The organism is Neorhizobium turbinariae (assembly GCF_023223505.1).
Classification (GTDB): Bacteria; Pseudomonadota; Alphaproteobacteria; order Rhizobiales; family Rhizobiaceae; genus Neorhizobium; species Neorhizobium turbinariae.
Window position 1 is genome coordinate 1 of record NZ_JALPRY010000036.1, and the last position, 22,122, is coordinate 22,122.

Sequence of the window (22,122 nt, forward strand, 5' to 3'; positions counted from 1 at the left end):
ACCAGCCAAAATCATAAGCGGTGCGGCCCACGCCGGATGGATACGTAGGGCGCGTACGAATCGTGAATGAGCCTCCGGAAACCTTGGTCGTTTAGCTGTGTTCGTCCATCGGGAGCTACCGATCGAAAGAACTCGTCTCACCGAGCGCCGAACGTGAGGAAGGCCAATGCACCAACGGGCGATCACATGAAGATCGATTTGAAGAATGCGGTGGTTGTGATCACCGGAGCCTCCAGCGGAATAGGCGAGGCGACAGCCTTGGCATTCGGTCGGCAAGGGAGCCGGCTGGTCCTCGCGGCACGTGATCTTGACGCTCTCAGCGCCGTTGCCAAGCAGTGCCGGCGCCTGGGAGGCGAAGCCATCGCCGTGGAAACGGACGTCACCGATGCCAATGCTGTGAAGCGACTTGCCGAGCGGGCAATGACCTTCGGCAGGATCGACATCTGGGTCAGCAATGTCGGCGTCGGTGCGGTTGGAAGGTTCGAGGAGACGCCGATCGAAGCGCACGAGCAGGTCATTCGCGCCAACCTGATCGGACATATGAACGACGCTCATGCGGTGCTGCCCATTTTTCTCCGACAGGGCTATGGCATCTTCGTCAACATGATTTCGCTTGGAGGATTTGCCGCTGCGCCGTTTGCCGCCGCCTACAGCGCGAGCAAGTTTGGCCTACGTGGCTTTTCAGAAGCCCTGCGCGCTGAATTGGCGGATCAACGCGACATCCACATCTGCGACATTTACCCGGCCTTGGTGGATACACCGGGCATCAGCCACGGCGCGAACTATGTCGGGCGAAAGATAAGCGCGCCTCCGCCGCTTGTTGATCCGCGAGATGTGGCAAACGCTATTGTCGGCGTTACCCGGGCACCGAGGGCCACGACCACCGTGGGATCGGTCACCAATGCGGCGCGGCTTGCACACCTCCTGGCGCCCAACCTGTCGGCTCGGATCCTTGGGCGCTTCATGGCCTCTTATTTCAGACGAGCAGATCGTGTTGCACAGAGCAGCGGGAATGTCTTCTCGCCAACGTCCGAACCTGGCGGAATCGATGGAGGGATGCGATCGCCGAACAGAATTGCAAGCCGCCCGTTCATGTTCGCCATGCTGGCAATTGCTGCCATGGCGGGTGGTGCAGCAGCGGCAGAAGCATTCAGACGTCGTAGATGAACGCCAGCAGCGGCTGAGACGGAACAACAATTGCCACCTGATCCATCTCGTCCGCCCACACAGCCGGTGATTGGGACGAAAGGTCATGATCAAGCCGAATTTCCGATTTTTTCAGCTGAGCACGTTGCCGCAGCCCTGGCGCAGCCCATGTCGCTTGCGGCACATGCCTTTACCACTCTTCAAGATAGGTCCGTTGAGCAATGGTGGGAGCAATGATAGTGAACGGGCCGCTATTGACCATCAACACGTCTTCGCCAAGCGACTTCGGTGCATCAACAGGCGAATAGGTAAGAGCGTCCGTTGTCATCTCTCTGTCTCTCTCTTGATCGCGTTCCAAGGATCAGGAATTCGGCTCTCCGTCGGAAAGACGCGCCCAACTGGTTGAGGGAAAGGACTGGACTGTAAGCTCGATGTTTTTCACCTGCGGTCGATTTGCCCCTCCATCGTACGTCGTACCCATTTCCGCGGGTCAACGGCCAGTATGGGATGTGTCCGATCTGTTAAATCTGAAGAGGTTGCGCCGAGGTTTTCAGTAAGGTCGTTGTAGCGCTTTCGGTGTTCGCGCGGCGGGAGAAGGTGACCGCTGGGCATCGAACTTCAGCGTGAAATGGTTGAGCGTTCCGGGCAGTGCGCTTGCATCCATCCTGGGGCTGGTCAGCTTAATGGATGCTCTTGCCAAAACGGCTCCGATCGCCATCGTAGCAACAAGCGGTACCAGGTTGTGAGCAGGACATATCGCCGGTCCGGCGCTGAAGGGAATAAATCCATTGAGGGGCAGAGCATCGTTACCGTCAATCCAGATTGATGGCTCCATTCTATGGGCACACTTCAGATTGGCGTCATCTCGATGGAAGAACGGCGTGAAGATGATGAGGCCGGTCCCCGCTTCAACCTTCGCCGCAGCGATTTCCGTTGTCGTCTCCCGCAAGATTGCTGGCGTCGTCGGCCAAAGTCGAAGCGCCTCAAGAAAGCAGGCGCGCGTGAGGGGGCGCTCGATCTCACGGCTCGACGCCTCCGCTTGGGCCGCCGCCAGATGCTCAGGATATGTGGCGAGCAGAGCCAACGTACGGAAGGTAGCCATTCCGGCGGGGTCGAAAGCAAAAAGCCACTGCGCAATCTGGCTGGGCAGATCGACTAAATGATCCTTTGAACCGAAACCTACCAAGCTGCCAGCTTCTGAGCGGTCAACATATTTCTGAACAATCCGCCGAAACTCCTTGAGTAGCTTTGCGTCCTTTCTCAGGAAGAAGGCCCAGTTTGACCGACCGCGGAGGTGATTGAGCAGGTCTGTCAAACCTTTGTCTTCCCTTGCGCTGTCGCCGAGAACGAGGCGGCGAACGATTTTGAACCAAGCCGTCGCAAACAGTGGCCAATTGAGCTCCTGGCGCTCGTGAGTTGAAGTGATCCGTTCAATCTCTTCATCGATAACCGTCTGAAACCGGCAAGCGAGAGGGTGGTGACGCTCGGACGTCGCCAGGGCAGCCTCGTGATAAGGCCGTGTCTGTGCCCGTCGTGGCGGATTAGAAATGAGCACATTCCCTGGCTCGAGGTGATTGAGCGCGGCGCGCTTCTCTTTTGTGGCCGGACTGAAAGGTTCGGGCGATTGCGACAAAACCAGCTCAACATCCCTGGGATCGAGAAGCAGCAACTGCGGCCTGAACGGGATCTTCAGCAGAAGCGGCGCAGGTCCATGTTTTTGACGTAGCTGCTGCATCAAACGGACTGCGGTCAGATCCAGATTGAAGCGTTCGGCCAGTCCTTCCACCGCAGGGCGTCGGATGATGACGCCTTTACCAAAGGTGGGCAGGACAATGCGGGTCAGAACCTTCAGTGTATCCAACCGGCTCGCCACGCTGACGGTCGGAAACAACGTTCTCGATAAAACTGAAGAGGGAGGCGGCACTTGGTTCACACAAACTTTTCCTACAGGAGACGAAAATCCTTGGCTGATGCAGCTCAGTGTCTCCTCTCAACTTGCGGGGTAAGGTGAAGTTCCTGCAGTTACTCCGCAACTGAACGGACGTCCGCGTATCTCTCGATCGGCATCCCGAGCATCGTTGGAAGCGGAGGAACATCCAGGCGCTCGGTTGGTTTACCTCCAGTCTCCGAGAGGTGCTCACAATGTCTCAAACCGTCAGCGACTTCATCGTGTCTCGGCTCCACCAATGGGGTGTTCGCCGAATGTTTGGCTATCCGGGTGATGGCATCAATGGGGTGTTCGGCGCGCTCAACCGGGCGGACGGCGCGATTGAGTTCATCCAGGCAAGACATGAGGAGATGGCAGCCTTCATGGCCGGTGCCTATGCGAAGTTTTCCGGTGAGCTCGGGGTCTGCATCGCGACATCGGGTCCAGGTGCAGCGCATCTCGTCACCGGCCTCTACGATGCAAGGCTCGACCATCAGCCGGTCCTTGCTATCGTTGGGCAGCAGGCGCGTGCAGCACTCGGGGGACATTATCAACAGGAGCTCGATCTTGCCTCGCTGTTCAAGGACGTTGCTGGCGATTTCGTCCATCAGGCATCAACCGCTGCCCAAGTGCGGCATCTGGTCGACCGGGCGGTTCGTATCGCGCTGGGGAATAAGACGGTTACGGCCCTTATCCTGCCAAACGATCTTCAGGAACTGCCTTATGAAGAGCCAGCTCGCGAGCACGGTACCCTGCATTCAGGAATAGGATATCGTGCGCCGAAATCGGTGCCTCATGATGCCGACCTCGACGCCGCGGCGGACATCCTGAATCAGGGCAAGAAGGTTGCACTTCTGGTTGGAGCGGGAGCGCTTGGAGCCACTGATGAGGTGGTGGCGGTCGCGGACCGGCTTCAGGCGGGGGTGGCAAAGGCGCTTCTTGGGAAGGCCGTTCTTCCGGATGACCTGCCTTGGGTGACAGGCTCTATTGGTCTGCTCGGCACTCAGCCTTCGTCGGACCTGATGAAGGAATGCGACACCTTGCTGATGGTCGGATCTGGCTTTCCTTATGCCGAGTTCCTTCCTGAAGAAGGGCAGGCAAAGGCAGTGCAGATCGACATCAAGCCGGAGATGCTGTCGCTGCGCTATCCGATGGACGTCAATCTTGTAGGAGATGCCGCCGAGACGCTGAGATCGCTTCTACCCCGGCTGCAGCAGAAGGAGCCAGACTGGCGTGCGGACATTGAGAACAACGTGCGTAATTGGTGGGAGGTGTTGGAAAAGCGCGCACAGGCGGAGGCGAACCCGGTCAACCCACAGCTTGTGGCGTGGGAATTGTCGTCGCGTCTTCCCGACGATGTAGTCATCAGCAGCGATTCCGGCTCCTGCGCCAACTGGTTTGCGCGCGATATCAAGATGCGCCGAGGCATGATGGCATCGCTCTCCGGTGGCCTCGCGTCGATGGGCGCAGCGGTCCCTTATGCCATCGCAGCCAAATTCGCACACCCCGGACGTCCGGTCATCGGCCTCGTCGGAGACGGCGCCATGCAAATGAACAATATGGCCGAATTGATCACGGTGGCGAAATACTGGAAGCGCTGGAGTGATCCCTGCTTCGTCATCTGTGTCTTTAACAATGAAGACCTCAACCAAGTGACATGGGAGCAGCGTGTCATGCAGGGGGATCCAAAATTTGATGCCTCCCAGCGTATTCCGGATGTCCCCTATCACAGGTTCGCGGAATTGATTGGCCTTGGCGGGATCTTTGTCGATGATCCCAAGCAGGTCGGGGAAGCATGGCAAGCAGCAATTTCGGCTGGTCGTCCTGTGGTGCTGGAAGTGAAGACGGATCCGGAGGTTCCTCCGTTGCCGCCTCACGTCAACTTCAAGCAGATGAAGTCGATGACACAGGCACTGTGGGAGGGTGATCCACACGAGGCCGGCGTGATGAAGGGAACGGCACGTCAGGTTTTGAGCAGCATTTTGCCGAGCAAGGAATAACCTTGAAATCCTCTATGAGCCTCCAACGTCCGCAATGTGTTTCCGACAGGACCGGCACCACCGACGCTCGCGGCTGATCATCACTCACCGAAGGGATAAGTCTCCGGCATGCCCTCATGATGTTCGGGACCTAGGGGCGTCACGGCTCGCGTCTTGTCTAGCCACACGTATGCGTCGAACTGTTTGGCAAGCTGCACCTGCGCATAATGGCTCCATCGCTCCGTATCGGGACGATAGATAACGCCAATGAACCGTTGCAATCTCGGCTCGTTAAGAAGATTGCGGAAGTCGTCGTCCAAGCTCGACAGGTCAAGAAGAAAGCGTTCTTTGCCAGTGTCGTGACACAGGCGCTCATAGCTGCCCGGAAGCGACGGATTGACCTGCATCACTTCCATATCGGCGTCCCAGTCATGTGCGGCCGCTACGGTCCCGGTGTGGGTGCCGAAGCCTATCAGAGCCACGTCTTCGCCAAACTGCTGTCGCGCCAGTTGCCCGATATTGACCTCGTCGCGGCGCTTGCCCATCTCGGTGTATCGCGCATCGCCGACATGGCTGTTGTGTGCCCAAACGATTGCCTTGGCCTGTGGACCCTTTGCGTCCATTAGGTTCTGCAGCGTCTGAAACATGTGCCTATCCCGCAGGTTCCAGCTATCCGCGCCCCCGTAGTACATGATGCGGTAGTAGCGTTCTGCCGATGCGATCAGCCGCGCGTTTTGTGCGGCATCCAGGAATGCGTCATCATCATTTTGCTCGTACTCCAGCCGTTTGCGAAGGAGCTCTTGACACTGCTGGACAACTGCCTCCTCGCATTGAGCATATCCGCGCGCGAGCGCTGTTCTGCCGTAGGACTCCGGTCTAGTCCGCCAAGGTGTGAGACAGCCGTAGCGCTCACGAGCGACTTGAGAGGCTTCCGGATCAACGCGATCGAGATATTCAAGCACAGCGCCGATGGAAGCAGACATGTTGTATATGTCGAGGCCGTAGAAACCAGCGCGCTTATCCTTGGTGTAAATGCCAGCGTTGTGGGCGCGCAGCCACTCAATCAGAGCCCGGATCTCCGTATTGCGCCACATCCAGGTCGGGAAGCGCTGAAAAGGCGGCTCCCGATCGCCGGGGTACTTAGCGTGCCGGACATATCGATCAACCTTCGCGGCATCAGGCCAATCCGCTTCCACCGCGACAATCGTGCAACTATGATGTTCCACCAGATGCCGCGTAATGGCTGCTCGCGCGCGATAGAACTCTTCCGTGCCGTGGCTCGCTTCGCCCAGCATCACGACGCGCCGGTCGGCAAACCGGTCGAACGAGAGGGCGAACCTCGGATCGTCTAGGTCCGGCAGGTCCTGCACAGCCTGAGCAATACGATCGGTTAGTTTTCGAGAATCCGGGGTATTCGGCATTGATGCTCGCTCAAGCTTCTGCGGCCTCTTCCTGATCACTGCGCAAACAGGGCAATGGCGCAACCATCTGTCGATCCGCACACTGCTTGGCCAACGACTTCAGTTGTTGATCAGTGACGCAGCGCAGCGTTCATCGTCCTTACAAAAAGCGCGGGCAAGTGTTCTCACGACCTCTTCCCATTCGCCGCATTCGAACCTGTCTTTGACCACAGCATAGAACTTGGATGGCACTTCCAGTTGATAGAACTCAGGCTGCTGTCCGCCGCCTTCACAATTTTGGAAGCCTCTAATGATGACGCCGGCTTCCGAAGCCGTACGGCAAAACGGTAAGTTTCGATTGTTATCAACATGAGTAGCTCCCGTTAGACTTGCCGGTAAAGTTTGCATAGCTTCGCTGTGTCTGACATGGCTCCACGAACCATCGTCCAGAATGTTATCCGTGGAACGATCTATCGCGGCTTCGGTTGCCGTACGCAGACAAATCCGCGCTTGCTTCTCATGTGTCTGCAGAAAGAGCAGCGGGACGAGCAGAGCCGTGTCGGAGCGATCGCTTTGCTCCCTTCGAGGCAAGCACTCCGTCGGGCGACTCGAGCGACAAACGCGCGGGCTCCCTAGCGACGATGCGACCTTAGGCGCGGCGGCCGACAATGCCGCTCAGCGGCTTTCGGTCCTCCAACCATTCCTGCAGCTTCTCGCGCACATGAGAATGAACCTTTACAGCCATCGAAAGCGGCAAGCGGTCGAACCCGTGGACTCCGTGCGGAACGCGGATCAGTTCGGCGTTGGAGTTTGCTTCGTTCCACCGCTCGGCCATGCGGACGCTGTCGTCGAAGATGGGGTCTAGCTCGCCCGCGATGAGAAGGGCAGGAGGGAGTCCGTGAAGTTCGGCATAAAGGGGTGAAAGCCAAGGCGCGCGTCGCTCCTCATCGTTTAACCCAGACGTCAATCGCAGCAGGTTGCGATAGGCGGCCTTCCCATCGATCAGGAGCGTCTTCGACGATGACTGCCGGAGACCAGGTGACCCCGCCATGTCATAGGCACCATAAAACAGGACCGCGCCTGAAAGTGTTATTCCTGGCAATGAACGCAGATGCAGGAGCGCACAAGCCGCCAGATGTGCCCCTGACGATTGGCCGCCGACGATGATGTGTTCCACTCCAAATTCTCGACTGGCTTCTGCTGCCCACTCTGCGGCGTGGCGAGCATCTGCAATAGCCTAGTCCACGCGGTCATCTTGTGCAAGGTGATGGTCGACGCTTGCCACAACAAGCCGACACTCCCGGGCAATCCGGGTGTTGATGGAGTCATCCAGTCGTGGAGTGCCCATGACCCAGGCTCCTCCATGGAAGGTGAGGTAGATACCGCGCGGTTGGTCCTGCGGTACGATCAGCCGCAGGCGGAGAGAGCGCTCGGTGCCGGCGATGTGACGCTCTTCAATCCGCAAACTATGATCGAGAGCAGCTCGCCCCGGGAGTCGCTCCCAAACGCGCAGGAGAGTTTGAATCAGCCATGCGTTGTACCGGCGATCAGTGCGGTAGCGCGGTATGTACCGCAGCAGCTGGTTGAAGCGCTCTGCTTGCCGGATATCCTGATCGTCGAGGTGGAGCGCCATTGCTATTCGTCCGCAAGGTTAAAGCTTCGTCCCGTTCAGACCCCGACCGGCGATGTCGAGTTACTGAGGGCAAGGCTACATGCTATGGACTTGCTAGTATCGCTGCCTTGGGAATGATCCAGGACCCAAACTGTTCCGCCGGTATCCGCCCGAGAGCCGACCCTCGGCTGCGATCAATCCCGCCACCGCTGAGTGGGTGCCAGGTCGCGGCAGAACAACACCATCATCGCGTTAACATCCGGCACCGGAAGCGCAGCCAGCACCCTGGAACAAGCAATGGCAAGACCACGATGCTGCGGCAGCATGGTCAGTCGACGGTGGCCGCGTGCTGATACAGTGGAAGTTAGGGCACAACGCTCAGACTGAGCAACCTGCGCTGAAACTGCGGTGGGAAGAGCGAGGCGGGCCTCCGGTCACCATGCCATCGGGCAAAGGCTTTGGTTCGCGTCTGATCCGGGTATAGCGACGTAGAACCGAGGGGACGCGTTCAAGCAGACTATGCACCTGCCGGCTTCACCTGCGACTTCGAAATAGCTTCGTCATCACTGGTGGATTCCCGGCCTGGAGCAAACCGTTGATAGCCAAGTCAGTCATGCTCCTACAACGGCGGATGGCGGGATTGACACCTGCTTGGTCGCGCCTTCTTTCGGAGTCACTATATTCTGGCGATAGTGCATGCGCCGAGGTTGCCTCGGTATGCCTAAAGGTCGAGCTTCGTCTCCTATTGCTGCGGTAGGACGACGCTGCTGTCCGTCGTGCTCTTTACCGGCTTCTGGCCAGGCACATGCGACATGGTGCGCGTGGTGCTTTTCAGGCTGTCGCCCTTCGCCGTCGTTTTGGTCCTCGACTTGCTGAAGGTGCCCTTGTCCATCGCCTGTGCTTTCGATTGCGTCTGCAGCTTGTTCGGGTTCTCGACCACATTGGTCTTGCTCATGGTCTTACCATCGCCCGCAGCGGCACTGCCACCAGAGGCGATCGAGGAGGTCGTGCCATTGGCGGTGCGGCATGTTCCGGCGGTTCCGAGCGTACTTGCAGAAGTTCCGCCGGCAGCCGCACTGCCACCTGAACCGACCGTGCCGGCTGCGTCGCAGTCCTGAGCGGCCGCAGGGCTGAAGGAATATGCGGCAAAGGCAACGGCGCCAACCAGGGTGATTGTCTTCAACATGCTTCTTCTCCTTACTTGGCAGGCTTGGTGATATCGCAGGTACCGTCAGACCGGCGGGTGATGACTGAACCGTCCGGGCGGGTGGCGCTGGCCGTCGAGAATGCCTGACCGCCCGCGCTGCCGGACGAAGCAGAGGATGACGCTGCGGCCCCACCTGAGCTTGAGGTGGCGGTTTGCCCGCCAACAGTAGTCGACGACGACACGCCTCCTCTGCCGGCGGTCACGGAGGTGGATGTCCCGTTTCCGGGCGTCGATGTGCTTTCGATGATAGTGCAGGTCGTACCGTCATCGAGCTTCACCTGTTCGGCGAGCGCTGCAACGGCGACCATGGTGATAAGAATGACGGGCAGCGCCAAGGCGCTTTTCGAGACAAGTGACTGGGATTTCATAATGAGTTCCTCCCGGGAAGGGGACGGGAGCCGACCTTTCGACCGCCGCCCGTCTTCAACAATGGATCAGCAGGAGCCGCCATTCTTCTTCGCCTGACCCGGAGGACATGCCTTCTTGCCCTGGCCATTCTCGTCACCCGCGCTCCCGGCCGCGCTTCCGCCGGTGCCCACCGAGCTTGCTGACTGGCCGCCACCGGCAGAGGTGCCCCCGGTGCCGACCGTGGAGGCAGAACCAGAACCGCTACCGGAATCCGCGGCCGAGCCACCGGTTCCGACTGAACTGCTGGACGCGCCACCACCCGCGGAGGTGCCACCGGTTCCCAACGTCGATGCAGAACCAGAGCCGCTACCCGAGCCGGCCGCTGAACCGCCCGTACCCACCGAACTGCTGGACTCACCACCACCTGCCGACGTGCCACCCGTGCCGAGCGTCGAAGCCGAGCCGGAGCCACAATCGGTGCCGGTGGGACAGGTGCCGGTCGAACTTCCGCCGGTGCCGACCGTGCTGGTGGATGTGCCACCGCCTGCCGAGGTGCCTCCCGTACCAACGGTGCTGCTTGTCTGCGCATATGCGGAAAGAGTCGTGCCCGCAAGAAGGGCGGCAGCGACCGCCACGTGCTTGTTGCGTCTTCGCTTCGTCGGATACGAAGATGCAGACACAACAGGGCTGGAACTTCCCCGTTCCTTACCAGGGACTTTTGTCATAGGGCGTAAGACTTCCGACCTTAGGAGGATCGGACCAATGGACCTTGCAGCGGTCTCCGCCCGTGTGCCGTCTAGTAAGACGTCGGATCGCTGGGCATAGTGAAATCCAGCTCATTCATTTTCATACGCGGCGACCACCAAGGCTGTGAAAGCTGGCAGTCCTTTGCACATGCTTGAACTTGAAGCTAACCCGTATTTACATGTGGGAGCGGAGCGTCGCCAACTTGAGAGGGCTGTGGTGGAGCGGGAATATCGGAACGTTCTGCTGAAGATTGGTCGGGACTGCATATCGTGTATCGAGCCGCATCTGGAACGGGTGGAACTAAAGAAGCTGCAGATGCTGGCCCATCCCGGCGAGCCGTTGGCACATGTCTATTTTCCTGAGGAAAGTCTCGCTTCCGTCGCCTCTCATATCGATGAGAAGAGGGATGTGGAACTGGGTCTGATCGGTCGAGAGGGCATGACCGGGGAAGCTATCGTCTTGGGAGATGATCGCTCCCCTTTTGCCATACGGGCGCAGATGGCGGGTTTGGCATGGAGACTTGATGCACCGTTGCTGAAGGCAGCCGTCGAAGAGAACTCTCAACTGCGTAGCCTTCTTCTACGCTATGTCCGAGCGCAACAGCTTCAGGTGGCCTCAACGGCAGCCTCCAATGTGCGAGGCAGGACGTATGAACGGCTTGCACGATGGCTGTTGATGGGCTTCGACAGGATTGACGGAGACTGCTTCCGCTGTACGCATGACGCGCTTGCTTACATGGTGGCCAGCAGGCGTCCGAGCGTGACAGATGCCTTCCATCTTCTCGAAGAGAAAGGTGCTATCCGCTCCCTGCGCAACGTCGTTGTCATTCGCAATCTTGAGAAGCTCCAGGACATTGCCGGGAGTAGCTATGGTCTTGCTGAACGGGAGTATGCCCGTCTGCTAGGGACTGATTTCCGAGACCATAACAAGAGGTACACCAACGAAGTGCCGCCTGAACTGTTCACGGAGGATGTGCCTCATGATGAAGGGGAGCAGCCTCCCGCTCCGGCCTGACATCCGACCGATGGGACAACTCCATGCGCCTTTACGAAGATCACTCACACCTGATCAGCTGCACGACGTTTGAGTGCTTGTGGAGAGGCTGCGCAGCGTGCACAATTTAACATCCTATTCAACATTTGGCTGCAGCCGCGGGGATCGCAGCTGGGCCAGGTCAGACTTCCCGGTTCCTCATCGGCATCATTTTCGGAGCCGCCATCGCTACGGTCGTTAGACCAATCGAGCATCCGACGCCCGGAAGTATCAAGTTGGGGAATGAGCCAGCTCTTTGCAGGCTAGTAAAGGGCAACGACGGAGCTCAGTCAGTTATCATTGTGCCCCTCAGAGGCGGGCGCTTGAGGTTCGCTTCTATCTTTTGATGCCCTTAACGTTCGGGAAGAGCCCCGCGGAAGTTCTCGGCGTAGTCGAGAGGCATCATCGGCATGTCCCTGTCGGCAATCACCTTCCAGTGTCGAGACACAGGCGCGAATAGCTGTGCGAAAAGCCATGGATTGACCTGCATCACGTCCAAGGAACTTCTCGAGACAAAGCTTGTTCGTTGCCTGTTCGTGATGAGGAAAGGATGCAGCATCTACCGAGCGGTGCTGGATGCGATGACGGCAAGACCAAAAAGCAAACCCAAGATCGGTTTTGATAGCGGGCCCGCAGGTGGTTGGGGTTCAGCACGCTCGGTCACCGAAATAGTCCTTAGGGAACAGGTTCCTGTTTCCGGTTCTGCTCTGCTGGCCAAGCAGAACAAACCTGCAGGCTATATGTGCGTGAGTTGTGCCTGGGCCAAACCGGCCAAGCCCCACCCCCTAGAGTTCTGCGAAAACGGCGCCAAGGCAACCGCTTGGGAGATCACCGGTCGCCGCGTCGATGAAGCGTTCTTTGCGTCTCACACTCTTGGCGAACTGGAAGGCTGGCGCGATCACGATCTGGAGGAGCAGGGACGGCTGATCCATCCGATGCGTTGGGATGAAGCCAGCGATAAGTACATACCCGTCTCCTGGGAGAGCGCCTTCACCGAAATCGGACGCGAGCTGAAGCATTTCGACCCGAAGAACGTCGAGTTCTACACCTCCGGTCGCGCCTCGCTTGAGACGTCATACATGTATCAGTTGTTCGCCCGCATCTACGGCAGCAACAACCTGCCGGATTCCTCCAACATGTGCCACGAAAGCTCGTCGGTCGGCTTGCCTCAAAGCATCGGCGCAACGGTCGGCACGGCGGTACTCTCTGATTTTCAGAATTGCGATTGCATTTTCTACATCGCGCAGAACGTCGGCACATCGTCACCGCGGCTTCTTCACGACCTTCAGGATGCCGTCGACCGCGGAGTTAAAATCGTCACGTTCAACTTGCTGCGCGAGCCTGGTCTTGAACGGTTCACCAACCCGCAGGCGCCGACTGAAATGTTGACGCTAAAGGAAACGCCGATCTCCAGCGAGTATTACCAGCTGAGAAACGGTGGCGATGTTGCTGCCCTTATGGGTGTCAGTAAGGCGCTTATCGAAGCCGACGATGCGCTGCATGCCTCATCGTTGAGTAAAGTTACAGGATTCGATGCAGCGCCGAAGGATCCTGCCAATGCTGCAGCTGTTGCCTTTGCCGCCTCGATGGCGGCTGCAGACAAGAAACATGTGCTCGACCACGACTTCATTGCCGAGCATACGGCCGGGTTTGAGGAGTTCGCGGCTGCAGCGCGTAACTATTCCTGGGACGAACTCGAGCGGGTATCCGGTCTGACCAGTGGTCAGATGATCGAGGCGGCGCGCACCTATGCCGCGTCTGACGCTGTCCTCATCTGCTACGGCATGGGTTTGACGCAGCAGATTATGGGCGTCGAAAATGTTGAGATGATCGCCAACCTCGCGCTTCTGCGCGGCAATATCGGCAAGCCAGGTGCCAATATCTGCGCCGTGCGCGGTCACTCCAATGTCCAGGGCCAGCGCACAGTCGGCATCACCGAAAAGCCGGAGCTCGTTCCCCTCGACAAGCTGTCAGAACTTTACCACTTCGAGGCGCCTCGCTGGGAAGGACACACGACGGTCGACACCTGTAAGGCCATCCTCAAGGGCGAAACGAAGGCCTTCATCAGCCTCGGCGGCAATTTTTTGCGCGCAGTGCCGGAAACCGCCGCCATGGAAGAAGCTTGGCGCGAGATCCCCTTGACCGTTCAGATCGCCACTAAGCTCAACCGCAGCCACGTCATCCACGGCAAGATTGCCTACTTGCTCCCATGTCTCGGTCGTCTGGAGGTGGACCATCAGGCGAGCGGCCCCCAGGAGGTATCGATCGAAAGCTCCGTTGCCCAGTTCCACGGCTCTCGCGGCCGGGCAAAGCCTGCAAGCCCCCACCTTCTGTCGGAACCGGCTATCGTCGCCGGTATGGCGAAGGCAACTCTCACCACGGGTACGGTGCCTTGGGATAGCTGGGTCGCAAATTACGCAGAAATCCGCAACGCAATCGAGCGCACCTACCCGGAAACGTTCAGGGACTTCAACAAGCGCTTCATGCAGCCCGGGGGCTTCCACCGCCCGGTGCCTGCCCGCGAGCGCAAATGGGTTACTCCCAACAAGAAGGCGAACTTCATCACACCTCCGCGTCTATTCCCGATATTTGAGGACGCGCCGACCGGGAGCAATGTGCTCAACCTTTCGACGCTGCGGTCCAACGACCAGTTCAACACCACGGTCTATGGCTATAACGACCGCTTCCGCGGCGTGAACGGCACCCGGCAGGTCGTGTTCGTCAACAAGCACGACATCATCAGCATGGGCTTCGCGCCCGGTGACATCGTTGACCTTACCACCGCGATCGACCCGCAGACGGAACGAAAGGTCAGGGGCTTCCGCCTCGTCGCCTATGACATTCCCAAGGGCTGCTGTGCCGCCTATTATCCCGAAACCAACCCCCTTTTCCCGCTTGCCCATCACGATCCGCAAGCAAAGACGCCATCGTACAAACTCTTGCCAATCCGCCTCACTCGGTCGCAGACTGAGCCAATCCACTAAGTAATGCGTGTGCAGTCGGCAGGAGCCATGGGCAACAAGATGTCGGCAAGGATCTGGTTTGGGGGAGCAGCAGCCGGTCTCACCGCATTGGCCGCCGCTGTCGGCTGGATGCGTGAGCCCCGGCAGTACCGTGCGTCACCTCCGCTCACCGCTGCGCTAGACCAGCTCCGCCTCATGCCCAACGCCATCAGTGGTACGCCACCGGAAGTCTACTTCGCGCTGGGCAAACCTTATGAGACTACTGCCTTCGATTTGAGCCAGGGCAAAAGGCTGTACTCCTGGTTCGGCTGTTCCGCCTGCCATGGGGAGGGCACGGGCGGTAAAGGCCCATCTTTCATCGACGGCTGGTGGCTCTATGGCCCATCCATGGTGTCGATCGTAGCCTCCATCCGCGATGGCCGCCCTCACGGCATGCCGGCCTTCAGGAACAGGATGACCACCGACGAGATCTGGCAGCTCGCTGGTTATATCAAATCGCTCGGTGCCTACACGGCGAGCGTCACCGCCACCGCCCGCAATGATGAGAAGACGGGCCGCCCAGCCGAAAACCGTGCGCCTGCCGCACTCCTGTTCAACCAGGGACCCGAGCCACTGCATCCGGACCAGGGGCCGACACCGTGATAAGAGTTATGTTCAGCGCCTCCCTTCTTGTTTTTCTTACGGGATGCAGCGGCAACCAGTCGGCGCTTAATACCCACGGCCATTCCGCCGACGCGCTGAGGGACCTGATCATACTCATCACCGTGGTCTGCACCGTGGTCTGGTTGATGGTAGTCGGCTTCCTCCTCTGGGCTCTAGCCCGTAGACGGGAGGTGCCGCGTCGCGACAGCGACACAGAACGGAAGATGGCGCTCTCGATCCGGCTCGCGATCGCGGCCACGATATTGACTGTTGCGGGTCTCACCATCGCCAGCTTCTACACGACCCGAGACCTGAACAGCAGCAACGGCGCGTCGCTTACCGTGCGGGTCAAGGCACAGCAATGGTGGTGGCAGTTCGCCTATCAGGCCTCTGATCAAGAGCCACCCTTCCTGACAGCGAACGAGCTCCACATTCCGGTAAACAAGGACGTTCGTCTCGAGCTCGAAGCTCTCGATGTCATCCATTCGCTGTGGATCCCGAGCCTCGCTGGCAAGCTGGACATGATCCCCGGGCGCAAAAACATCATCACCATTAGAGCAACGCGACCCGGTATCTATCGCGGCCAGTGTGCCGAATTCTGCGGCCTGCAGCATAGCCATATGGCTTTTGTTGTCGTGGTAGAGGAGGGCGCGGCCTATCAGCGCTGGGTAGCTGCGCAAGCCGCGCCAGCGGTCGAGCCGGCCATGGCTGAAGCTTCCGCCGGGAAGGCGGTATTCATGAGCAAGCCATGCGCGGCCTGCCACACGATCCGCGGCACGTCGGCGACCGGCACGTCCGGTCCCGACCTCACTCATGTCGCCAGCCGCCGCACCATTGGTGCCGGTCTTCTTGAAACGACACGTGGCTCACTTGCCGCCTGGATTGCTGACCCACAAACGCTGAAACCCGGCAGCAACATGCCGCTCGTACCTCTGACCAGCGACGAGCTTCGACAGATCTCGGCTTATATGGAAGAACTGAGATGACGCGGGATCAAGGGGCTAGGGTACCGCTGGACGTAGACATCTCCGATGCCGAACTGGAGCGGCAGCTCAAGGAAACGTGGAGCAGCAAGCCTGGCTTATGGGGGGCCATCTCCACGGTGGATCATAAAGTGGTGGCTGGCCGCTACATAGCGACGGCCTTCGTGTTCCTGATTCTTGGTGGCCTGCTTGCGATGGCCATGCGTCTGCAGCTATCGCAGCCGGAAGCGCGCTTCATCAACCCGGACCGCTACAACCAGATCTTCACGATGCACGGCTCGACAATGATGTTTCTGTTTGCTGTGCCTGTGATGGAGGCTATGGCGGCATACCTCGTTCCGCTGATGGTGGGAACGCGAAACATCGCCTTTCCCCGGCTCAACGCCTTTTCCTATTGGATTTTCCTGTTTGGCGGCATCCTGATCTGGGTGGCTTTTGCGCTCGATACCGCACCTGATGTTGGCTGGTTCGCTTATGTGCCGCTCGCCGGTCCACAATACGCCCCGGGCAAGCGCGCCGACCTCTGGGCCCAGATGATCACCTTCACGGAAGTGGCAGCACTCGCCGTGGCTGTGGAAATTGTTGTTACCGTGTTCAAGCAGCGTGCGCCCGGCATGTCGCTCGATCGCATCCCGGTGCTGGTCTGGGCTATGCTGGTGATGTCCTTCCTGGTCATCATGGCCATGCCGGCGATCATGTTCTCCAGCACGACTCTGATTCTCGACCGGCTGGTCGGCACCCACTTCTACAATCCGGCGGAAGGCGGTGATGCGCTGCTCTGGCAACATCTCTTCTGGTTTTTCGGCCATCCGGAAGTCTACATCATCTTCCTGCCGGCAGTCGGCATGGTCTCGACCATCCTGCCGGCATTCGTGGGCCGGCCTTTGTTCGGCTACATGCTCCTTGTCATGGCGCTCATCACCACTGGCGTACTGTCCTTCGGGCTCTGGGTGCATCATATGTTCACGGTGGGCCTGCCGCGGGTCGGCGAGAGCTTTTTCACCGCGTCCAGCATGTCGATCGCAGTCCCCGCCGGCATCCAGATCTTCTGCTGGCTGGCGACGCTGTGGGCGGGCAAGCCGGTCTACAAGACACCGCTGCTTTTCATCCTGGGTTTCATCGTCACCTTCGTTATGGGTGGCATGACCGGGGTCATGGTCGCGTCCGTTCCCTTCGATACTCAGGTGCACGACACCTATTTCGTGGTGGCGCACTTCCATTACGTGCTGATCGGCGGCGCCGTCTTTCCGTTAATCGCTGCTGTTTACTACTGGTTTCCCAAGATGACCGGGCGGATGATGAGCGAGCGGCTCGGCCGCTGGAGTTTCTGGCTGATCTTTTGCGGCTTCCACCTCACCTTTTTCCCCATGCACATCCTCGGTCTTTGGGGCATGCCGCGGCGCATCTACACCTACCAGCCGGAACTGCCCTGGACATCGCTCAACCTGTTCGTCAGCCTCAGTGCGCTGGTCCTCGCGGGCGGCTTCCTTGTTTTCTTCGTCAACGCCATCCGCAGCTGGAGAAACGGTCTCCCCGCCGGCTCCAATCCCTGGGGCGCCGCAACGCTTGAATGGGCCACTTCGTCGCCGCCGCCGCCCTACAACTTTCGCCGCATCCCGGTCGTGAGCAGCCTTGATCCGCTGACGCCGGGCGAGAATGAACTCCCCGTGGTCGCCGGGTTGCGAACGGACAGGCGAGAACTGCTGGTCACAAGCGTGGTTGAAGCGCTGCCGCAGGCACGGGAATCGTCCACGACCGATTCAGTCTGGCCATTCTGGGCCGCAGTGGCCACCTCGGTCATGTTGGTCTGGTCAATCTTCACGCCATGGGCAGTGGTCTGGGGGTCGATCCCTGTCGCGATTACGCTGATCGGCTGGTTCTGGCCCAAGGGTTCGCCGGAGGATGAGTCATGAAGGATCGTATCGTTCTTGATGCCTCCGCTTTGCCCATGCACGGCATGGGAGCCGCCAGCCCCACCTGGTGGGCGACGTGCGCCTTTATGCTGATCGAAGGCAGCGGCTTTGCCTTGGCAATCGCGGTCTACCTCTATCTGATGAGCCTCGCCCCCTCATGGCCGATGGAAGCGCCACCCCCGGATCTTTGGGCTGGCACCTGGCTGACCCTGATGCTCATCGCGAGCGTCGTGCCGAATGTGCTCGTCTCGCGATGGGCGCATCGTCGGGATCTGCGCAAGGTGCAGGTCGGCTTGGTCGTGATGACGATGCTCGGCATCATTCCGCTCGTGTTGCGGGCCTTCGAGTTCACTACGCTCCACATTCGCTGGGATGACAATGCCTACGGCTCGATCGTTTGGATGCTCCTTGGGCTGCACACGACCCATATCCTGACCGATGTGGTAGACACCGTGGTTCTCGCCTGCCTGATGTTTTCGCGCCACGCCGACAACACCCGCCGCTACGGCGATGTGCAGGATAATTGCATGTACTGGAACTTTGTCGTCGTCGCCTGGCTTCCCCTCTACGGCTGTATCTACGGATTGGCACGACTATGACCTGGACAGTGTTTCGATACGGAGGCCTGATCGTTTCACCGGGTGTCTGGGCGGCAAGCACCCAACTTAGCCAGATCCTGCCCTACCGCGACTGCAGCTCAGGCACCCCTTGGACCGCGTTTTTAACTTTCACCGCGGCAGCCATTGCCGCGGGCGCGGGCTTAGTATCCTGGCAGCAGAAGGGCTACGTTATTTCCCGCCCGCAGCGCGCCATGACCTATGTCGCGACCTTTTCCGGCCTCAGCTTCGCGCTTGCTTTGTTCCTGCAAGGTGCCGCCACACTGCTGTTAAGCCCATGCCTGCATTGATCTCCAGCCTCCTGCTTGTTCTCGTGGCAAGCCAAGCCTTGGCCCATGGCAGCGAAAGCCACGATGTCCTGGGCTGGACCTTCGACCCCTGGATCGTCGTGCCGTTGCTCGCAATGGCGCTCCTCTACGCCCTCGGTGTAATCCGGCTGCGGCTGCGGCGGGGACGCACTGCAAAGGCGACTAAGCGCGCAGCCTTGTTCTTCTGGAGCGGGCTTGCGGTTCTCGTCCTGGCGCTGGTGTCGCCTGTCCATGAACTCGGCGAGCATCTTTTCACCATCCACATGATCGAGCACGAGCTGGTTGTGGCGGTTGCCGCCCCGCTTCTCGTTCTGGCACGGCCAGTTGCCATGATGCTCTGGGGGATGCCGGAGCGGGTCCGCCGCTCTGCGGGTTCTGCAATGGGAAGTATTGCTTGTCATGCCCTGTGGCGAACTCTGACTTCGCCCGCAGTCGCGACCTCCCTTCATGGGCTGGCGATCTGGATCTGGCACTACCCGCCACTGTTCGACGCCACCGTGACGGACATCCTGATGCACCGCCTGCAGCACCTGAGCTTCTTCGGCACCGCCGTCCTGTTCTGGTGGGCGATCATCTGGCGGGCGAGCCGCGGCGTTGCAGCTTGGCATCAATTCGTCACCATGCTTCACACCAGCATCCTGGGCGCCCTGATCGCCCTGATGCCGACGGTGCTGTATCGGATCCAGACGCAGTACGCGCTCGACTGGGGCATGACGCCGCTGGAGGATCAGCAACTTGCCGGCATCATCATGTGGGTCCCCGGCGGCATCATCTATGCCGTGGCAGCATTGTGGTTCCTCAAGATCTGGATTCGAGACGCCAGCAAGGGAGGGGCCGGTGCCGACGAAATCCGTTTGGCCTAAAATCGTCGCCCTGACCCTCCTCATCGGCGTCCCCCTCGCTACGGGGCTTGCCGTCACCTTGGCCAAAGCGAGGCTGAAGCAGGACGCGGTGGCAGAGGCGTTGACGGGCGGCGACCTATCGCTTGCTCCGCCCATCTTCCGCCGTTACGGTTGTGTCGGCTGCCACACCATTCCGGGTATCGCCGGCGCCGACGGCAAAGTGGGCGGACGGCTCGTCGGGCTGTCGGATCAGGTTTATATCGGCGGTGTTGCCAACAATACGGCAGATAATCTCGTGGCCTGGATAGTTCTACCTCAGCGGTTCTCGCCCAACTCGGCCATGCCCGCAACCGGCGTTACGGAAAGCGAGGCGCGCCATCTGGCGGCATATCTTTATGCGCACTGATCAGGGTTTCGGAGTCGGTCGTGCAGGCAGTGATTTGATGTAACGGGCAATCGCATCGCGGTCGCTTCGAGGTAGTTGCGCCATGTTGGTCACCACATCGGCCATGGACGACCCGACCCGCCCGTGGTTGGGTGTTTCGCCGGTCTTCAGCATCTGGGCGAGATCGGCTTCCGTCCAGTTGCCGATCCGCGTGGGCGTGATGTTCGGCACGAAACCGCTTCCTTCAGGATCGACACCGCCAGCAAAACGTGTCGAGGGCTTGATGGCGCCAAGCAGGTTGCGGCTCGAATGACATTCGGCACAGTGGCCGAGCGTTTCAACCAGGTAGGCGCCGCGGTCATGTACGGGATCGCCGGTTAGAACGCCATCGACATGGCCTTGCCTGAAGAACAGAAGTTTCCAGATGCCGATCCCCCTGCGGATGCGGAACAGCAGCGGCAGGTCGTGCGGTGGCGCTCGGCCAGCAACCGGTTCGAGCGTCTTGAGATAGGCAAAAAGATCGCGGACGTCGCCAAGCGTCATTCCCGTATACTTTGGGTAGGGGAACGCCGGATAATAATGCTGTTGTTCAGGGGAAACGCCGGCAATTAGTGCGTTGGCCAGATCCGCCGCCGACCAGGATCCGATACCATCACTCGGGTGTGGGGAAACGTTCGGCACCCGAAATGTGCCGAAGGGGGATGCCAGCGCCAGGCCACCGCCTAGCTTCAATCGATCGGTTTGGCCGGGGCTTGAATGGCAGGAGGAGCACTGGCCGGCTGCGAATACCTCGGCACCATGGAGAGCATCGCCTCCTTCCAGCCGAGGATCGCCGGGTTTGAAGCTCGGAACTGCTTCAGTTAATTCCCACATCAACCAAGCCGCCACAAGCGCGGCTATGAAGGTTGCGACTGTCAACAGCCAACGCCAATTCGGTGCACAGAGCCCCGCTGACGTAACCGTGTGAAGGCCCAAAGTCATGAAGTGCTCCTGCCGCCCTTAGGTAGATCGACTCCTCCTCACTTAGGGCAGGTAGTCGATCGTGGAAGGCTTTCTGCGGGAAGGTTTAGGTTCTGCATTGAAAGCTGACATCGATCCAAGGCGATACGGGAATTTCGGAATATGCGTAGGGTGTGGCCAATTTCCTGTGCCAGACAGATTTGCGGTCGCATCGCGATGATCTTACCGCGTCCCGCCGCGGCAGCCCAATCAAGGAAGCAGCGTTCGTTTTGCGGCGTTTCGCTCGAGCAGCAATAGAAACATGCTGCGCGTGCGTGGGCATGGAGCCTGAATTGAAGGACCGCAGGCATGGCAATACTGCGCTTCATGACGATATAAGCCGCTGTGTTAGCCGGAATATGCGAACAGAGGCTATCCGGCAGTCTACACCGGTTGGCATCCGGTCTTCCTAAAAACGCTTCCAGTGGATTAGTTCCGCGCCGCAGCTATTTCGCGAGGGCCATATTCAGGCCCACTAGGATGGTGCGGCGTCAGACCGGGTTTGCCATCAATGTCGCCAACAACCACGTACATCAACTGCTGGGCAGCTTCCCCCATTTGGGGGATTCAGTATCCCCGGAAAACACCTAACATCCCCACAACAAACGGCGGACCAACTAGCGGCCCTCTCGTTTACCGGGAGGGCCGACTTTGTTCGAGGACTGGCGCAATAGCGCGGGCACAATCGCTGCGTTAGCCGATAGGGTGGGGGCGCTGACTAGGCTTGTGCTGCGCTCTTTTCCCCACGGAAAGGCTGAGGCGCTCAACAGAAGCCGTATTTAGTTGTTCTCACGCAGATTCACCTTCTGCTGATACCTCACGACTCGTCGCAGCCGACAAGCTTTTCTGCTTGGCCTTCCCCGCAGGTTCCATCATCCATATAAACGACAGCGCCCGAGGCAGGTGTGCCGCGAACCCCGGCTCAAGCGGTCTATATTCTCCGACGGTTGTTAGATCAGATTCAGACAACCGGGGGAGGATCCGGCGGTGCCAGCTTTGAAGAAGCGACACCGACCGTAGGGGCGGACTGTTGATTTGCACTGAGAGCTGACCCGGGATTTGCGCCGAGAAG

The 22,122-nt window shown here is 59.3% G+C and carries 18 protein-coding genes and 2 pseudogenes; 11 read left to right on the plus strand and 9 right to left on the minus strand.

What is annotated here, in order from left to right; genetic code table 11:
* Positions 1 to 186 precede the first annotated feature (186 nt).
* Positions 187 to 1,167: an SDR family oxidoreductase gene (locus tag M0654_RS22080; RefSeq protein WP_118851986.1), complete on the plus strand. Its 981-nt coding sequence runs from the start codon at positions 187 to 189 to the stop codon at positions 1,165 to 1,167.
* A 169-nt stretch (positions 1,168 to 1,336) separates the two neighbouring features.
* Here M0654_RS22080 and M0654_RS22085 read toward each other — a convergent pair whose 3' ends face one another.
* Together M0654_RS22085 and M0654_RS22090 are read right to left on the minus strand one after the other, a co-directional pair.
* Complete coding sequence (locus M0654_RS22085) at positions 1,337 to 1,474, minus strand: hypothetical protein (protein WP_248684928.1); 138 nt, start codon at positions 1,472 to 1,474, stop codon at positions 1,337 to 1,339.
* Positions 1,475 to 1,696: 222 nt separating this feature from the next.
* Complete coding sequence (locus M0654_RS22090) at positions 1,697 to 3,007, minus strand: cytochrome P450 (protein WP_248684929.1); 1,311 nt, start codon at positions 3,005 to 3,007, stop codon at positions 1,697 to 1,699.
* Between the two features lie 281 nt (positions 3,008 to 3,288).
* Between M0654_RS22090 and M0654_RS22095 the strand changes: the two genes are divergently transcribed.
* Entirely contained in the window at positions 3,289 to 5,073 is a 1,785-nt protein-coding gene (locus M0654_RS22095) for a thiamine pyrophosphate-requiring protein (protein ID WP_248684930.1), read from the plus strand.
* An 80-nt stretch (positions 5,074 to 5,153) separates the two neighbouring features.
* On the opposite strand, the pseudogene M0654_RS22100 reads toward M0654_RS22095, so the two are convergent.
* The 5 genes and pseudogenes from M0654_RS22100 to M0654_RS22120 all read right to left on the minus strand — a co-directional run.
* A pseudogene (locus M0654_RS22100) lies at positions 5,154 to 6,461 on the minus strand (erythromycin esterase family protein); the annotation flags it as partial.
* A gap of 640 nt (positions 6,462 to 7,101) precedes the next feature.
* A pseudogene (locus tag M0654_RS22105) lies at positions 7,102 to 8,085 on the minus strand (alpha/beta hydrolase).
* Positions 8,086 to 8,806: 721 nt separating this feature from the next.
* Complete coding sequence (locus M0654_RS22110; protein WP_118851981.1) at positions 8,807 to 9,250, minus strand: hypothetical protein; 444 nt, start codon at positions 9,248 to 9,250, stop codon at positions 8,807 to 8,809.
* A gap of 11 nt (positions 9,251 to 9,261) precedes the next feature.
* Entirely contained in the window at positions 9,262 to 9,639 is a 378-nt protein-coding gene (locus tag M0654_RS22115; RefSeq protein ID WP_118851980.1) for a hypothetical protein, read from the minus strand.
* Between the two features lie 66 nt (positions 9,640 to 9,705).
* The gene (locus M0654_RS22120; protein ID WP_449289668.1) at positions 9,706 to 10,254 is read right to left on the minus strand and encodes a hypothetical protein; all 549 of its coding nucleotides are present in this window, start codon (positions 10,252 to 10,254) and stop codon (positions 9,706 to 9,708) included.
* Between the two features lie 259 nt (positions 10,255 to 10,513).
* On the opposite strand from M0654_RS22120, the gene M0654_RS22125 reads away from it, so the two are divergent.
* Entirely contained in the window at positions 10,514 to 11,380 is an 867-nt protein-coding gene (locus M0654_RS22125; protein WP_248684932.1) for a Crp/Fnr family transcriptional regulator, read from the plus strand.
* A 370-nt stretch (positions 11,381 to 11,750) separates the two neighbouring features.
* Here the strand turns inward: M0654_RS22125 and M0654_RS22130 are convergent, their stop codons facing one another.
* A complete protein-coding gene (locus M0654_RS22130) occupies positions 11,751 to 11,897 on the minus strand; it encodes a hypothetical protein (RefSeq protein WP_248684933.1) in 147 nt (48 codons plus the stop codon).
* Between the two features lie 82 nt (positions 11,898 to 11,979).
* Here M0654_RS22130 and M0654_RS22135 point away from each other — a divergent pair, with 82 nt between their 5' ends.
* From M0654_RS22135 to M0654_RS22170, 8 genes are read left to right on the plus strand one after another with little or no spacing between them, the layout of a single operon-like run.
* Positions 11,980 to 14,382 carry an FdhF/YdeP family oxidoreductase gene (locus M0654_RS22135; protein WP_248684934.1) on the plus strand — a complete coding sequence of 801 codons (2,403 nt, stop codon included), beginning with the start codon at positions 11,980 to 11,982 and terminating at the stop codon, positions 14,380 to 14,382.
* 27 nt (positions 14,383 to 14,409) lie between these two features.
* On the plus strand, positions 14,410 to 15,003 hold the full coding sequence (locus tag M0654_RS22140) for a c-type cytochrome (protein WP_248684935.1): 594 nt from the start codon (positions 14,410 to 14,412) through the stop codon (positions 15,001 to 15,003).
* 8 nt (positions 15,004 to 15,011) lie between these two features.
* A complete protein-coding gene (gene coxB / locus M0654_RS22145; protein ID WP_248684936.1) occupies positions 15,012 to 15,989 on the plus strand; it encodes a cytochrome c oxidase subunit II in 978 nt (325 codons plus the stop codon).
* Positions 15,986 to 17,899 carry a cytochrome c oxidase subunit I gene (ctaD, locus tag M0654_RS22150; RefSeq protein WP_248684937.1) on the plus strand — a complete coding sequence of 638 codons (1,914 nt, stop codon included), beginning with the start codon at positions 15,986 to 15,988 and terminating at the stop codon, positions 17,897 to 17,899. Before coxB ends, ctaD begins: the two co-directional genes overlap by 4 nt.
* Entirely contained in the window at positions 17,896 to 18,498 is a 603-nt protein-coding gene (locus M0654_RS22155) for a cytochrome c oxidase subunit 3 (RefSeq protein ID WP_248684938.1), read from the plus strand. Before ctaD ends, M0654_RS22155 begins: the two co-directional genes overlap by 4 nt.
* Positions 18,495 to 18,806: a hypothetical protein gene (locus tag M0654_RS22160; RefSeq protein ID WP_248684939.1), complete on the plus strand. Its 312-nt coding sequence runs from the start codon at positions 18,495 to 18,497 to the stop codon at positions 18,804 to 18,806. The genes M0654_RS22155 and M0654_RS22160 overlap by 4 nt, the downstream gene beginning before the upstream one ends.
* A complete protein-coding gene (locus tag M0654_RS22165; RefSeq protein WP_248684940.1) occupies positions 18,794 to 19,687 on the plus strand; it encodes a cytochrome c oxidase assembly protein in 894 nt (297 codons plus the stop codon). Before M0654_RS22160 ends, M0654_RS22165 begins: the two co-directional genes overlap by 13 nt.
* 58 nt (positions 19,688 to 19,745) lie before the next feature.
* Positions 19,746 to 20,072 carry a c-type cytochrome gene (locus M0654_RS22170; protein WP_390921081.1) on the plus strand — a complete coding sequence of 109 codons (327 nt, stop codon included), beginning with the start codon at positions 19,746 to 19,748 and terminating at the stop codon, positions 20,070 to 20,072.
* Here M0654_RS22170 and M0654_RS22175 read toward each other — a convergent pair whose 3' ends face one another.
* On the minus strand, positions 20,073 to 20,924 hold the full coding sequence (locus tag M0654_RS22175; protein WP_248684942.1) for a c-type cytochrome: 852 nt from the start codon (positions 20,922 to 20,924) through the stop codon (positions 20,073 to 20,075).
* Positions 20,925 to 22,122: the final 1,198 nt, after the last annotated feature.

Excerpts from the sequence above, each read along its gene's own strand:
- M0654_RS22165 (WP_248684940.1), top strand. The coding sequence starts at position 18,794 with ATGCCTGCATTGATCTCCAGCCTCCTGCTTGTTCTCGTGGCAAGCCAA.
- M0654_RS22110 (WP_118851981.1), bottom strand. The coding sequence starts at position 9,250 with ATGTTGAAGACAATCACCCTGGTTGGCGCCGTTGCCTTTGCCGCATAT.
- M0654_RS22115 (WP_118851980.1), bottom strand. The coding sequence starts at position 9,639 with ATGAAATCCCAGTCACTTGTCTCGAAAAGCGCCTTGGCGCTGCCCGTC.
- M0654_RS22080 (WP_118851986.1), top strand. The coding sequence starts at position 187 with ATGAAGATCGATTTGAAGAATGCGGTGGTTGTGATCACCGGAGCCTCC.
- M0654_RS22135 (WP_248684934.1), top strand. The coding sequence starts at position 11,980 with ATGACGGCAAGACCAAAAAGCAAACCCAAGATCGGTTTTGATAGCGGG.
- M0654_RS22125 (WP_248684932.1), top strand. The coding sequence starts at position 10,514 with ATGCTTGAACTTGAAGCTAACCCGTATTTACATGTGGGAGCGGAGCGT.
- M0654_RS22140 (WP_248684935.1), top strand. The coding sequence starts at position 14,410 with ATGGGCAACAAGATGTCGGCAAGGATCTGGTTTGGGGGAGCAGCAGCC.
- M0654_RS22175 (WP_248684942.1), bottom strand. The coding sequence starts at position 20,924 with ATGTGGGAATTAACTGAAGCAGTTCCGAGCTTCAAACCCGGCGATCCT.
- M0654_RS22095 (WP_248684930.1), top strand. The coding sequence starts at position 3,289 with ATGTCTCAAACCGTCAGCGACTTCATCGTGTCTCGGCTCCACCAATGG.
- M0654_RS22160 (WP_248684939.1), top strand. The coding sequence starts at position 18,495 with ATGACCTGGACAGTGTTTCGATACGGAGGCCTGATCGTTTCACCGGGT.
- coxB (WP_248684936.1), top strand. The coding sequence starts at position 15,012 with ATGTTCAGCGCCTCCCTTCTTGTTTTTCTTACGGGATGCAGCGGCAAC.
- M0654_RS22085 (WP_248684928.1), bottom strand. The coding sequence starts at position 1,474 with ATGACAACGGACGCTCTTACCTATTCGCCTGTTGATGCACCGAAGTCG.
- ctaD (WP_248684937.1), top strand. The coding sequence starts at position 15,986 with ATGACGCGGGATCAAGGGGCTAGGGTACCGCTGGACGTAGACATCTCC.
- M0654_RS22155 (WP_248684938.1), top strand. The coding sequence starts at position 17,896 with ATGAAGGATCGTATCGTTCTTGATGCCTCCGCTTTGCCCATGCACGGC.